This window comes from Centipeda flueggei ATCC 43531 (genome assembly GCF_000160695.1).
Lineage (GTDB): Bacteria > Bacillota > Negativicutes > Selenomonadales > Selenomonadaceae > Centipeda > Centipeda flueggei.
The window spans coordinates 1,154,761-1,166,337 of sequence record NZ_GG694006.1 but is presented as its reverse complement, the minus strand read 5'-3'; the positions used below and the strand labels follow the sequence as shown (position 1 = coordinate 1,166,337).

11 protein-coding genes and 13 tRNA genes are annotated in these 11,577 nt (G+C 54.1%); 16 read left to right on the top strand and 8 right to left on the bottom strand.

All coding sequences use genetic code 11. The features are described 5' to 3' along the window. Window positions 1-4: 4 nt before the first annotated feature. The 15 genes from HMPREF0908_RS05605 (at window position 5) to HMPREF0908_RS05535 (ending at window position 3,819) form a co-directional block, all read left to right on the top strand. Window positions 5-80 (top strand) — tRNA-Asn (locus HMPREF0908_RS05605). Between the two features lie 202 nt (window positions 81-282). Further along, window positions 283-359 (top strand) — tRNA-Gln (locus HMPREF0908_RS05600). 38 nt (window positions 360-397) lie between these two features. Further along, window positions 398-473: transfer RNA gene (locus HMPREF0908_RS05595), tRNA-Lys, on the top strand. Between the two features lie 19 nt (window positions 474-492). Then, window positions 493-568, top strand: a tRNA-Lys gene (locus HMPREF0908_RS05590). A gap of 6 nt (window positions 569-574) precedes the next feature. Further along, a tRNA-Val gene (locus tag HMPREF0908_RS05585) sits at window positions 575-650 on the top strand. Window positions 651-668: 18 nt separating this feature from the next. Next, window positions 669-745, top strand: a tRNA-Asp gene (locus HMPREF0908_RS05580). Between the two features lie 36 nt (window positions 746-781). Next, a tRNA-Phe gene (locus tag HMPREF0908_RS05575) sits at window positions 782-857 on the top strand. Between the two features lie 53 nt (window positions 858-910). Then, a tRNA-Thr gene (locus tag HMPREF0908_RS05570) sits at window positions 911-986 on the top strand. Between the two features lies 1 nt (window position 987). Further along, window positions 988-1,061, top strand: a tRNA-Gly gene (locus HMPREF0908_RS05565). A gap of 11 nt (window positions 1,062-1,072) precedes the next feature. After that, window positions 1,073-1,159: transfer RNA gene (locus HMPREF0908_RS05560), tRNA-Leu, on the top strand. Window positions 1,160-1,266: 107 nt separating this feature from the next. Further along, window positions 1,267-1,352: transfer RNA gene (locus HMPREF0908_RS05555), tRNA-Leu, on the top strand. 72 nt (window positions 1,353-1,424) lie between these two features. Further along, window positions 1,425-1,510: transfer RNA gene (locus tag HMPREF0908_RS05550), tRNA-Leu, on the top strand. 9 nt (window positions 1,511-1,519) lie between these two features. Beyond that, window positions 1,520-1,605, top strand: a tRNA-Leu gene (locus HMPREF0908_RS05545). A gap of 146 nt (window positions 1,606-1,751) precedes the next feature. Continuing rightward, window positions 1,752-3,041, top strand: coding sequence for a lipase family protein (locus tag HMPREF0908_RS05540; protein ID WP_040572450.1), 1,290 nt, complete (start codon window positions 1,752-1,754; stop codon window positions 3,039-3,041). 97 nt (window positions 3,042-3,138) lie between these two features. After that, window positions 3,139-3,819 (top strand): trimeric intracellular cation channel family protein, encoded by a 681-nt coding sequence (locus HMPREF0908_RS05535; protein WP_006690474.1) that lies wholly within the window; start codon window positions 3,139-3,141, stop codon window positions 3,817-3,819. 96 nt (window positions 3,820-3,915) lie between these two features. Here HMPREF0908_RS05535 and HMPREF0908_RS05530 read toward each other — a convergent pair whose 3' ends face one another. From HMPREF0908_RS05530 to HMPREF0908_RS05495, 8 genes are all read right to left on the bottom strand, one after another. Next, on the bottom strand, window positions 3,916-4,560 hold the full coding sequence (locus tag HMPREF0908_RS05530; protein WP_006690473.1) for a bifunctional 2-keto-4-hydroxyglutarate aldolase/2-keto-3-deoxy-6-phosphogluconate aldolase: 645 nt from the start codon (window positions 4,558-4,560) through the stop codon (window positions 3,916-3,918). Window position 4,561: 1 nt separating this feature from the next. Beyond that, window positions 4,562-5,512 (bottom strand): sugar kinase, encoded by a 951-nt coding sequence (locus tag HMPREF0908_RS05525; protein WP_006690472.1) that lies wholly within the window; start codon window positions 5,510-5,512, stop codon window positions 4,562-4,564. An 11-nt stretch (window positions 5,513-5,523) separates the two neighbouring features. After that, window positions 5,524-6,192 (bottom strand): bifunctional 4-hydroxy-2-oxoglutarate aldolase/2-dehydro-3-deoxy-phosphogluconate aldolase, encoded by a 669-nt coding sequence (locus HMPREF0908_RS05520; RefSeq protein ID WP_006690471.1) that lies wholly within the window; start codon window positions 6,190-6,192, stop codon window positions 5,524-5,526. Further along, a complete protein-coding gene (locus tag HMPREF0908_RS05515) occupies window positions 6,189-7,193 on the bottom strand; it encodes a 2-dehydro-3-deoxygalactonokinase (protein WP_006690470.1) in 1,005 nt (334 codons plus the stop codon). The genes HMPREF0908_RS05520 and HMPREF0908_RS05515 overlap by 4 nt, the downstream gene beginning before the upstream one ends. Beyond that, complete coding sequence (locus HMPREF0908_RS05510; RefSeq protein WP_006690469.1) at window positions 7,187-8,191, bottom strand: C-terminal binding protein; 1,005 nt, start codon at window positions 8,189-8,191, stop codon at window positions 7,187-7,189. The genes HMPREF0908_RS05515 and HMPREF0908_RS05510 overlap by 7 nt, the downstream gene beginning before the upstream one ends. Before the next feature lie 13 nt (window positions 8,192-8,204). Further along, entirely contained in the window at window positions 8,205-9,494 is a 1,290-nt protein-coding gene (locus HMPREF0908_RS05505) for a TRAP transporter large permease (RefSeq protein WP_006690468.1), read from the bottom strand. Further along, window positions 9,491-9,970, bottom strand: coding sequence for a TRAP transporter small permease (locus HMPREF0908_RS05500; RefSeq protein ID WP_006690467.1), 480 nt, complete (start codon window positions 9,968-9,970; stop codon window positions 9,491-9,493). The genes HMPREF0908_RS05505 and HMPREF0908_RS05500 overlap by 4 nt, the downstream gene beginning before the upstream one ends. A gap of 74 nt (window positions 9,971-10,044) precedes the next feature. Then, entirely contained in the window at window positions 10,045-11,055 is a 1,011-nt protein-coding gene (locus HMPREF0908_RS05495) for a TRAP transporter substrate-binding protein (RefSeq protein ID WP_040572449.1), read from the bottom strand. Between the two features lie 246 nt (window positions 11,056-11,301). On the opposite strand from HMPREF0908_RS05495, the gene HMPREF0908_RS11260 reads away from it, so the two are divergent. Continuing rightward, window positions 11,302-11,577 (top strand): FadR/GntR family transcriptional regulator (locus HMPREF0908_RS11260; protein WP_006690465.1); only part of this gene is annotated, 276 nt, incomplete at its 3' end.

Sequence of the window (11,577 nt, the reverse complement as noted above, 5' to 3'; positions counted from 1 at the left end):
TCACTCCTCGATAGCTCAGTCGGTAGAGCGTCTGACTGTTAATCAGAATGTCACTGGTTCGAGTCCAGTTCGAGGAGCCATTTTTGCATTATAGGAAGCACTGATAAATTCAGCCGCGTCATCTTGACGCATCTTTTTTGCCCGAACTGTGTCGGCAAATCCTCCACATAGCTTTGGCTATGCGTCCGGTTTGCCTCCTTGTTCGGACGAAAAAATCTACGCCAATCTGACGGACTTCATTTTATCAGCGATTCCTTTGGCGGCGTCGCCGCTTTGGATAGTTGGGGTATAGCCAAGTCGGTTAAGGCACGGGACTTTGACTCCCGCATCCGTTGGTTCGAATCCAACTACCCCAGCCAATTTGTATCAATTTGGCGGGTACAGTGGCGCTGATAAAGGTTCACTAGCTCAGTTGGTAGAGCATCTGACTTTTAATCAGAGGGTCCCGGGTTCGAGTCCCGGGTGAGCCACCACTATTTCTTTACTTATTATGACTCACTAGCTCAACTGGCAGAGCAACTGACTCTTAATCAGTAGGTTCACGGTTCGATTCCGTGGTGGGTCACCATTTTATGGGCGATTAGCTCAGCTGGGAGAGCGCTTGCCTTACAAGCAAGATGTCGGCAGTTCGATCCTGTCATCGCCCACCATAGGTGATTACTTTTTACGGCCCGGTAGTTTAGTTGGTTAGAATGCCGCCCTGTCACGGCGGAGGTCAGGGGTTCAAGTCCCCTTCGGGTCGCCATTTGCTTATTCCACACTATTGTGTCATATATCCGATGCCTCGGTAGCTCAGTTGGTAGAGCAGGGGACTGAAAATCCCCGTGTCAGTGGTTCGATTCCGCTCTGAGGCACCACCTATTTTCCCTTGGGGACAGCGTCTGCGGCAGTCGCCGCGTGTGCCTTTGCTGCTGGCGTAGCTCAATCGGTAGAGCAGCTGATTTGTAATCAGCAGGTTGGAGGTTCAAGTCCTCTCGCCAGCTCCATGCGGGTGTAGCTCAATGGTAGAGCCCCAGCCTTCCAAGCTGGTCACGTGGGTTCGATTCCCATCACCCGCTCCATTTTGCCTATCGCCGGGGTGGCGGAACAGGCAGACGCAGGGGACTTAAAATCCCCCGATCGAAAGATCGTACCGGTTCGATTCCGGTCCTCGGCACCAATTTGAGCAGTGAAGCGAGAATGCCTGAGCATCTGCAAATGGCAGTCTTGTTAGAATCGCTTCGTCAATGATGGCACACCCATCGTTGATATCATTGTTTATGTCATGCGGTTGTGGCGGAATTGGCAGACGCGCTACTTTGAGGGGGTAGTGTTCACAAGACGTATGGGTTCAAGTCCCATCAACCGCACCATTTAGGCACTAACGAGCAGATCGCTACAGATGCGGCTGTCGTGCTCGATGATATTACTTGATAACTGAATATGCGGTCGTGGCGGAATGGCAGACGCGCTAGCTTCAGGCGCTAGTGATGGCAACATCGTGGAGGTTCAAGTCCTCTCGACCGCACCATATTTATACGCGGTTGTGGCGGAATTGGCAGACGCGCTACTTTGAGGGGGTAGTGTTCACAAGACGTATGGGTTCAAGTCCCATCAACCGCACCATCTGAGAATTTACCGTCGTGGGGAACCGCGGCGGTTTTATTTTATCTTGCGGTGTTTCCCACGCTTCATTTTATCAGCGATTTCTATGAAATTTTCGAGGAAAACAGGTATAATAGTGACAGATATATTGTGTGGGAGGTGTGATGATGAAGGTATTGCGGTTTGTGATTCTGCTCTGCACGTTTGCGCTTCCTCTGCGCACCTTCGCCGCCGCTCCTGATCTCCCCGCGCTGCTCTTTGTCGAGGCGGCGGCATCCGAGGCGGCATACAGCGGGGCTCTCTCTGAGCTTCTGCGTGCACGCCTCACGGCGGCGGGATGGGAGATTGTCGGTACGGAGACCGTGGGACATCGCGGAACGGTCGGACGTTTCTTTCATATGGTACGCCGTGATGCCGATGGAGCAGAGCTCCATCTCATCGCCTTTCCCGGGACAGAGCGCGGCAGTGACGTCTGGACGGATCTGCGAATGAAACGCGCGGCGTTCGGCGGCCACTCGCCGGCGGAGTTTCTCACCGTGCGTGATACGCCTAAGGCGGAGCGCGGCGGGATGCCGCTGGTTCACCGTGGCTTTCTCGACTACTGTCAGGCGGCGCTCTTTACGGATGCAGTGGATGGGCAGACGGCAGGGGAGCACCTTGCTGCCGACCTGCGCGCGCATCCTTCGGAAAAGCTCTATCTCACGGGACACAGCCTCGGCGGCGCGGCGGCGGTTCTTGCGGCGGCGCGTCTCTCTGATCTTGGCGTGTCTCCCGATCAGCTTATCGTGACGACCTTCGGCTCGCCTGCGGTGGGGAACGATGATTTTGTCCGCACCTATAAAGATCGCTTTACCCTGCGCCGCGTTGTGATGCGCGGTGACCCCGTGAAGGATGCACTCTCCTTACCGCTTGGCTTTCAGCACTTCGGCGAGCGCATCGACTGGCAGCCTGCGCGGACGACAGCGGCATTTCCGCATACGATGACCGTCTATGTGGATGCAGCACTGCGCCGCCTCTACGATACGCATGACAGCAGCGGCGCACTGACTTTCCTTGTGGGGCAGGAGAATCGTACGGCAGGGCGTACAGTCTATCTTGCGCCGATTGCCGTGGATGTGGATGCGTCACTCACAGAGGATGTTCCCTATTTGCGTGCCGTGCTGCATGATGCCCAGTATGTGCGGAACGCCGCGACAGTGTTTTCACCTGAGAGCGCGGAGCATGCACACAGCATAGCAGCACAGGCCGCGGCGGCACGTGCGGCAGGCGCAGAGCAGATGATCGTCTATCGCATCACGGGGGAAAAGCTTCGCGATGCACATGAGACCTATCGCCTGACACTCGAGCGCAGTGTCTATGATCGTGATGGGAATCTGATTGCTGCAGGGGCGCGCTCGGCATCCACGGGTGCACTGACACCGATGGAGGTCATTCTGTATCTGTTCGCGCAGGACTGAGGAGCCTCCCCCGCTTTGACGGGGAAGGGGGAGCGCTTGCAGTGGTGAGGGCACATCAGCGCACGGATATCATCACATCCATGGAGGAAAGCAAACTATGTTCGTGGAGGAAATCGATCTCTGGCGTCTCTTTGACATCATCGGGACGCTCGCCTTCGCGGTGTCGGGCACGCTCGTCGGGCTGTCCCGCCGCATGGACATCTTCGGCATTTCCGTTCTCGCTCTCGCGACGGCGGTGGGCGGCGGCATGGTGCGCGATCTCCTCGTAGGGCTTACACCGCCGATGGCACTGCGCGATACGACGAACTTTCTGCTCTCCGTCGGCGTTGCTCTCTCCACTTCATTTCTCTATCAGTGGACAGAACTGCATCACATGCAGCGTCGGCGGCTGTTGACGATCTTCAACGTCTCCGACACTATCGGCCTTGCCGCCTTTACCATCACGGGGGCACTCACGGGGGTACGATTCGGCGGCGCGGACAGCTATGTCCTGCCCATCCTCCTCGCGGCGACGACGGCGGTGGGCGGCGGGATGATCCGTGATGTGCTCGCGAAGCGAATGCCCGTCGTCCTCTATGCTGAAGTTTATGCAGTGGCCTCCCTCGTTGGAGCATTTGTGTTCTGCGCTCTGGGCGGCACTCTCGGCATCGAGGCCGTCTCATGGCTCGCCTTCCTCCTTGTCCTCCTCATCCGTTTCGCTGCGATTCACTGGAACTGGAGTCTCTATCATCCGCGTCCGCCCAAGCGGCATCATGAGGACGAGGAGATGGAAGAATAAAAGGGCACCTTTGCGGTGCCCTTTTTGCTCTATTGGATTTTCTTGCTTTTGTCCTGATTATATCTTGTAGCCTAAGGGCTGCATTCATGGAAAGTGTTATGTTCTTGCTGCGGTAATAGCTTGGACAAACTTTTTGGCTTGTTCCGTGACAGCAGCGAAGTCGTTGTTGTCTGCTCCCTTGGTGAGGCTGCCGCCTGCACCAACAGCGATGCATCCGGCGTTTAGCCATGCACCGGCATTGTCCGGTGTAACACCGCCGGTCGGCATTAGTACGGCTTGCGGCAGAGGACCATGGATTGCTCGGATCATAGCAGGCCCCGCTAACTCTCCCGGGAAGATTTTGATGATGTCGGCACCCGCCTCCATTGCTTCGATGACACCACTGAGTGTAGTGGTTCCGGGCATGACTGCAATCTGATAACGATGGCATAACTTTATCGTTTCTGCATCAAATGCCGGAGAAACAATGAATTGTGCACCCTCCAGTATTGCAATGCGTGCGGTGATTGCATCCAGTACGGTTCCCGCCCCGATGATCACTGTTGGATTGTCGGCATACTTCTGACTGAGTGTGCGGATTGCCTCATGTGCATGCGGCGTGGTAAAGGTAAGCTCGATGCAGGTGACACCTCCCTCAATGCAGGCCTCGGCGACGTTGATGGCGTGCTCGGCATTCTTTCCGCGTACAACGGCAATGATACCCTGTGTTTTGATGGCGGAGAGGATTCGTTCTTTGTTCATATTATTTGCCCTCCTGTAGCAGAAAAGCTTCAAGCTGCTGTGCAGTTGGAAGTCCTTCGTTATCGCCGGCAGTCATAACCGAGCGTGCGCCGATTGCAGTCCCGCGCTGAACGGCATCTGCCAGTGAGCGTCCTTCGAGCAGTGCGCTGAGGACGCCAACGGCAAAGCCGTCACCTGCGCCGACCGTGTCGATTACTTCTTTTACGGGAAAGCCGGGGGTGTGGAAACTGCTGCCATCGGAACATTTGGTAAATGCTCCGATGGCACCCAGCTTGACAATTACTGTATCGATACCGCGTGCGAGGTACGTGTCGGCAATCGTTTCGGCATCATCGTGTCCTGTGAGGATGTTTCCTTCGCCAATCCCCGGAAGGACGATGTTGGCCTTCGCGGCGAATTCGTTGATGATATGAACCATTTCTTCCTTGGATTTCCACAGAGATGGGCGTAGATTTGGATCGAAGGAGATGGGAATCTGCCGTGCACGCGCTGTGTCCATCAATAGGTTCAGTGCACGGCGTGCTTTCTCTGAAACACCGGCGGGAATGCCAGTCACATGCAGATGATTGATACTCTGCCAGTCGATGGTGTGAATGACATCGAGGGAAATGTGAGAGAAGGCTGTCCCCTTTCGAAAGTTGACGACGATCGGATCCTGTCCGTCGATCGGTTTTTCCTTGAGTTGTATGCCCGTTCGATCCGCGGCATCGACTTCGATGTATCGGGTATTGATCTGTTGCTCTGTGAGAAAGTCAAGAATGTGTGCGCCAAAGGGATCCTGACCAACACGGCTGATGTAGCTGACGCTGTGGCCGAGCCGCGTCAAACCGATCGCTATATTCACCTCGGCACCGGAAACGCGGCGCCTGAAAAGAGGTACGTCTTTGAGTGGGCCATACTCCTCTGCCATGAGAAGAGCCATGGGCTCCCCAAAGGTCAGTATGTTTGCCATAGAGCCTCCTTTCACATAGTATCAGTGCTTCTCCAGGGGGAGACAATACGGCAGTATGCGGCGGCGGTTTCGCGGATCTCATCCCATGCGCCGTGTATGGCGCGTGATGCATTGACGAGGTTTCCGCCAATCCCGCAGACGACAGCGCCTCCATCCAGAAATGCTGCAATGTTGTCCGTAGAAATACCGCCTACAGCTGAGAGAGGAATATGGGGAAGCGGTCCTTGGAGCGCTTTGAAATACGGTGCTCCAAGCAGGTCGGCAGGAAAGACTTTCACGATGTCCGCCCCCGCTGTCCATGCATGTTCAATCTCTGTTGGAGTGAATGCGCCGGGCATGGTGAGGAGACCACATTCCTTTGCACGACGGATTACGGCAGGGGTTGTGTTTGGGGCAAGAATGAATTCAGCGCCTGCCCCCGCTGCGGCATCTACTGCCTCCGGCGTCAGTACTGTTCCGGCACCAATATGCAGCTGCATATCAAAGCGCCGGCGCAATTCTTCGATGCCGTGCAGTGTATCGTGTGTTGCAGCGGGATCGCCGGGATGCAGGGTGACTTCGACGAAGCGGATACCGCCGGAGAGCAGCGCTTCACATGTCGGTGGAAGCAGCGCTGAGGGGATATTGCGAATGATGGCGACGAGACGCTCTGTCAGCAGTTCTTGATGCAGTCCTGTCATGCGTATTCCTCCCGAAACAGGCTTGCTCTTCGGGCAAGGGCAATGGCACCTCTCCCGGAAAGCGCACACATAGTATCTTGATCAAGCGATCGTGTGGAATAATTTTCTGACGCGAGCAAGGTTTTGTATGCAGCTTGCATCAGCGGATTCCCTGCGATGATGAACACAGCCTCGGACAGGTTGGGGAAGAGGTGACTCTTCCTGAGTGCAATAAGATCGTCTGCCAGCAGGATTCCGAGCAGGTAGTTCTGAACAACATTTGGCGTAGCCTCGTGAAAAAGGTCAAGGATGCGCGCCATAAACGCAGCATGACCAAAACCGGACTGTCTGCGGCAGACGACACCGCGTTGAAATGCCTCTGCATCGTAGTGCTCGGCGTAACTTTGTGCGGTACTGCTCGCGAGAATGGTGTCAAATGTCATTGCGTGAAGGAGCTCTCCAGCAAGGGTTGTTAGACATCCGCAGATGGTATCTCCGTTCGACACGGCAATGTATTTATTGTGTGAGCCGGGGAGAATGAGTACCATATGCTCAACGGAAGGAAAACATTGCAGTATCGCTGCTGCCTCGGTTTCCTCACCGCGCATGATGTCCATATGCCCGATCGTTTCATCTGTGAATGACATATCATTCATGTTCTTGATGCCCGGAATAAGATGAATGACCTGCGGACAGATTTCCGGCAAGTGGCAGGGGACAATCGCGTGGGAGAGTGCATCAAGGGAGATCGGCGCAGCAAGATGCGGGATCTCCTTGAGACCAACATTGGAGGTGAGCATCCCTGCGCCCAATATGCAGGCGATTTCATCCACCGTGACCCCTGCCTTGCGTGCAGCTTCCCGCAAGGTATCCCGAACGGCTGCCGTCAGCTTTTTGTTATGCCTGTCAATCGCCGTGTGGCGCACGCCGATCGGCATCTGTGCTTCGGCGAGAATTGTTGTGTCCTGCCAGAGGTAGACTCGCGTATTGCTCGTTCCGGCATCTATCGTTGCGATCAGCATGGGACACCAGAAACATGTGGTTTCAGGGGTAGTTTTTCCCGTACCGTACGGTTCACGATGTTGGGCAGATCATGACCGCTCAGAATATCTGCAATGCCGCGTGCTGCCTTCGTTTTGAGCTCGCATTCCGCCTCTTCGGAGTACCATGCGGCATGCGGCGTGATGATGATGTTGGGCAGGGAGCGGAGCGGGGAATCCTGTGCCAGAGGCTCCTGCTCGGTCACGTCAAGCCCTGCAGCCGCAATTTTTCCTTGGGTCAGTGCGGCATAGAGAGCCTCCTCGTCAATCAGTGGTCCGCGTGACGTGTTGATGAGGATGGTGCTCGGTTTCATCATGTCAAATTCCCTGTGGCTGAGAAGGTGCTCCGTTTCCTTGGTCAGCGGAACGTGAACCGAGATCATGTCCGATGCTTGGAGCACTTCGCCCAGTGTAAGGAGTTTGCCTCCATAGGAGGCGACAATTGCGGGGGTGACAAACGGATCGTATACAGCGAATTTCAGACCAAAAGCACGTGCCTTTTCGGCGAGCAGTCGTGGAATGCGTCCGAAGCCGAGCAGCCCAAGAGTCTGTCCTGCAAGCCGGTGAATGGGCTTGCAGATGTTGTAGTCCCAACCGCCGCCGTTTACTTGTGTGTGAAGTGGTGCGAGCTTTCGATGACAGGCCATCAGGAGTGCGAAGGCGTGGTTGGAGACTTCGTCTGCGCAGTAGTCGGGGACGTTCAGCACGCAGACACCGTGCTCCGTTGCCGCCTCCAGATCTACGGTATTGACTCCGACACCGTAGCGCGCAATGACTTTCAGATGCGGCAGCGCTTCTATGACGCGCCGTGTGATGGGGGCGTATTGATTGAGCAAGCCGGAGGCATCCGCACATGTACGGATGACATCATCCTCTGTGTGACACTGCTGCGGGATGAGTGTGAGTCCCGCGCGTGCAAGCTCGTGTTCTTCCGGTGCCAACGAGTCGTATTCATAGTCTGTAACGTATATTTTTCGCATGGAATCTCCTCACTTACATAAACCATTTCATAGGGATCAGAACCAGCTCCGGAATCAAGATGAAGAGGAACAGAACACCGTATTCCAGCAGGATAAACGGCCACAGTTTGTGTACAAGCGCATTGAGACTGACATTGCCGACACCGCAGCCGACAAAGAGAACTGTTCCTACAGGCGGTGTGAGCAGTCCGATCATGAGATCGAGTACCATGACGATGCCAAAGTAGACAGGGTCAATTCCTGCTGCCTTGATGAGCGGCATGAAGATGGGGGCAAAAATGAGGATAGCGGGGGTGCTGTCCATGACCATGCCGAGCAGGATGAGAAAGACGGCGATGACGATCAGAAGTATTGTCGGTGTTGACGTGAGGTCCTGTAGGGCAAAGACAACCTGCTGTGGCACGCCTGCTGTTGTTACGACCCATGCTGTACTCATGGCCGCAGCGGCGACAAGCAGTACCTGTCCCGTCGTTTTTGATGTGCCAATGAATACCTTTTTGAGGTCGTGCAGCCCCATCTCGCGATAGACGACAATGGAGATGAAGAGTGCATAGACCACGGCAATACAGCCCGCCTCTGTCGGTGTAAAGATGCCGAAACGGATGCCGCCAACGATGATAAAGGGCATGAAGAGGGCAAAGATGGAATCTTTGAATGCCGTCAGAATCTCGGGGATCGTCGCACGCTTGCCGACGGGATAGTTGTTTCGCTTTGCCATGATGTACCAAAGGATCATCAGGGCGAGTGCAATGATGAGTCCCGGTACGATGCCTGCCATGAACAAGCGGCCGATGGATGCCTGCCCGCTGACCCCGTATAGGATGAGCGGGACACTGGGCGGAATGATCGGTGCGATCATTGCTGAGGCACAGACGAGTGCTACCGATGTCGCACGATCATATCCCATCTGAATCATCATGGGGATCAGAATGGCTCCCAGTGCGGCCGCATCCGCAACGGCGGATCCGGAGAGCCCTGCAAAGATCGTACTGGCGATGATGACGACATAGCCAAGTCCGCCGCGCACATGTCCGACAAGACTAGCGACAAAGGTAACGATTCTCTTTGAGATCGTTCCGGCACTCATGATTTCACCGGCAAGGATAAAGAAGGGGATGGCGAGCAGTGTGAAACTGTTTGCTCCAAATACCACTGCCTGGGCAAGAAGCTGCGGGGTGAAATTGCCGATGTAGAGCAGCAGGACCGCCGATACTAGTAAGAGTCCGAATGCAATCGGAACGCCGACCATCAGCAGGGAAAATAGGGCGACGAGAAAGACTGCAAGAATTTCTGTACCGTTCATGATCTGCCCTCCTCGTTTGGGTGGAGGATCTGCGTTATCCTATATAGTGTCAACAGAATCATGCTGACGGCAAAGACAACCATGGATACTGTGATGCAGGAAAAGGGAATTCCTGTTGCAGAACTGATGTTGTTGCTCGATACGGCGACCTGTTCGATGCCGCCTACGAGCAGAATGCCCATTGCCAGCAGAACCAGACAGTTGGCAATGAGATCGCAGCATTTTTGCCCGCCTGCAGATAGACGGCTGGTCAGAACATCCACCTTCAGATGCAAACCGTCCAGTGCGGCGAGGATTCCGCCCAGAAAGATGAACCATACGAATAGATTGACGGACGCTTCGTCGCTCCATGTCAGGCCTGTGTTGAAACAGTATCGCATGATGACGTTGGCGAAGACGAGGAGAACAATGCCGCCCATCGCGGCAGATGCAAGAAGCGCAATCAGCATTTCTGTCTTCTTCAGAATACCGGTCATGGAACATACCTCCATTATGGAACAGGCGCCGCCCAAGGGGTTCACCCCGGGGCGGCGCCCTCTTCCAATGCAGTTTATTGTACTTCCTTCAAGATGGCATCCAGACGCTCTTTTCCAATGTCGCCAGAAAATTTGTCATAGACGGGCTGCGCTGCCTCTTTCATCTTTGCGGTCTCCTCCGGGGACAGTGTATCGACCGTAAGACCGTGGTCTTTGATCTTTTGGAGATACTCAGCATCCAGACGACGATTGGTCTCACGCTGGAAGACCTTTGCCTCGTCCGCACATTTTTGGATGAGTTTCTGATCCTCGGGGGAGAGCTTATCCCACGTCTTCCTGCTGATCATCAGTACATAGGGCGTGTAAAAATGGCGTGAGATGGTCAGATATTTCTGCGCTTCATAGAAGCCGGCATCGAAGATCAGTGTGTTCGGGTTCTCCTGCCCGTCAAGCGTTTTCTGCTCGAGAGCCGTGAAGACTTCGTTGAACGCCATAGGCTGTGGGTTTGCGCCCCAAAGTTTGAACGTCTCAAGATGGATCGGGTTCTGCATCGTACGGATCTTCAGACCAGAGAGGTCGGTGACGGATTTTACAGCATGCTTGCTGTTCGTCACATTGCGGAAACCGTTTTCGAAATAGCAGAGCCCCTTGATGTTGACCGTATCAAGCGTCTTCAAGATGTCCTGACCGCTTGCGCCGTCGAGCACCTTATCTGCCTGTTCCGGTGTGGTGAAGAGGAACGGAAGATCAAATGCGAGGAATGCTTTCGTGAACTCGGAGACGGGAGAACTGGAGGGCATCGTCATATCAAGCGTGCCCATCTGAAGAGCCTCCATCATGGACTTATCGTTGCCGAGCTGTCCGTCACCGAACAATTCCACCGTGATGCGGCCGTTGCTCTCTTTCTCTACAAGCTCCTTGAACTTTTTTAGTCCTTGTCCGCCGGAACTGTTGTCGATGCTGGAACCGAAGCCGACCTTCAGTGTGGTCTTTCCATCGGCATTTTGCGCACCACCACCGCCGCACCCCGCAAATACTGCGGATAGAAGCAGCATGGTGCAGAGTATACTTAGAAATCGTTTCATTACAGAGCACCTCCATACACTTGATATACCTTTCGTAATTCATCTAAAATTCATCTGATGAATTTATTGTATTATACGTGAAAAGAAAGAATGTTGTCAAGATAAAATCGTAATAAAACTTGAAAAACAGGGGTTACTGGGAATTGAATAGAGTGCAACAGATATATTTGCAGGGAAATCATCAGATAAATTATTTTACAAGCTATGCTATAATAAATATATAAATATGATAGAAAGGGAAAACTTATGAAACTAAATTTGAATGGCGTTGCACTGACCGATGCTGTTGCTGCACAGATCATTGAATATATTCAAGAACATGGGCTTGCTCCCGGTGATAAACTTCCGACCGAGCAGGAACTCGTTGAAATGTTTCAGGTAAGCCGCAGTACGCTTCGAGAGGCATTTAAGACGCTCGTATCACGCAATATTCTCGAAACACGTCAGGGGTCCGGTACGTACGTTTCTCCGAAACGCGGGATTCCGACGGATCCGCTCGGCCTCACATTTATGCAGACGGGG

Bases quoted from the DNA above. Each gene is read 5' to 3' on its own strand.
- HMPREF0908_RS05495 (WP_040572449.1), bottom strand. From the start codon at position 11,055: ATGAAACGATTTCTAAGTATACTCTGCACCATGCTGCTTCTATCCGCA.
- HMPREF0908_RS05540 (WP_040572450.1), top strand. From the start codon at position 1,752: ATGAAGGTATTGCGGTTTGTGATTCTGCTCTGCACGTTTGCGCTTCCT.
- HMPREF0908_RS05505 (WP_006690468.1), bottom strand. From the start codon at position 9,494: ATGAACGGTACAGAAATTCTTGCAGTCTTTCTCGTCGCCCTATTTTCC.
- HMPREF0908_RS05530 (WP_006690473.1), bottom strand. From the start codon at position 4,560: ATGAACAAAGAACGAATCCTCTCCGCCATCAAAACACAGGGTATCATT.
- HMPREF0908_RS05535 (WP_006690474.1), top strand. From the start codon at position 3,139: ATGTTCGTGGAGGAAATCGATCTCTGGCGTCTCTTTGACATCATCGGG.
- HMPREF0908_RS05525 (WP_006690472.1), bottom strand. From the start codon at position 5,512: ATGGCAAACATACTGACCTTTGGGGAGCCCATGGCTCTTCTCATGGCA.
- HMPREF0908_RS05510 (WP_006690469.1), bottom strand. From the start codon at position 8,191: ATGCGAAAAATATACGTTACAGACTATGAATACGACTCGTTGGCACCG.
- HMPREF0908_RS05515 (WP_006690470.1), bottom strand. From the start codon at position 7,193: ATGCTGATCGCAACGATAGATGCCGGAACGAGCAATACGCGAGTCTAC.
- HMPREF0908_RS05520 (WP_006690471.1), bottom strand. From the start codon at position 6,192: ATGACAGGACTGCATCAAGAACTGCTGACAGAGCGTCTCGTCGCCATC.
- HMPREF0908_RS05500 (WP_006690467.1), bottom strand. From the start codon at position 9,970: ATGACCGGTATTCTGAAGAAGACAGAAATGCTGATTGCGCTTCTTGCA.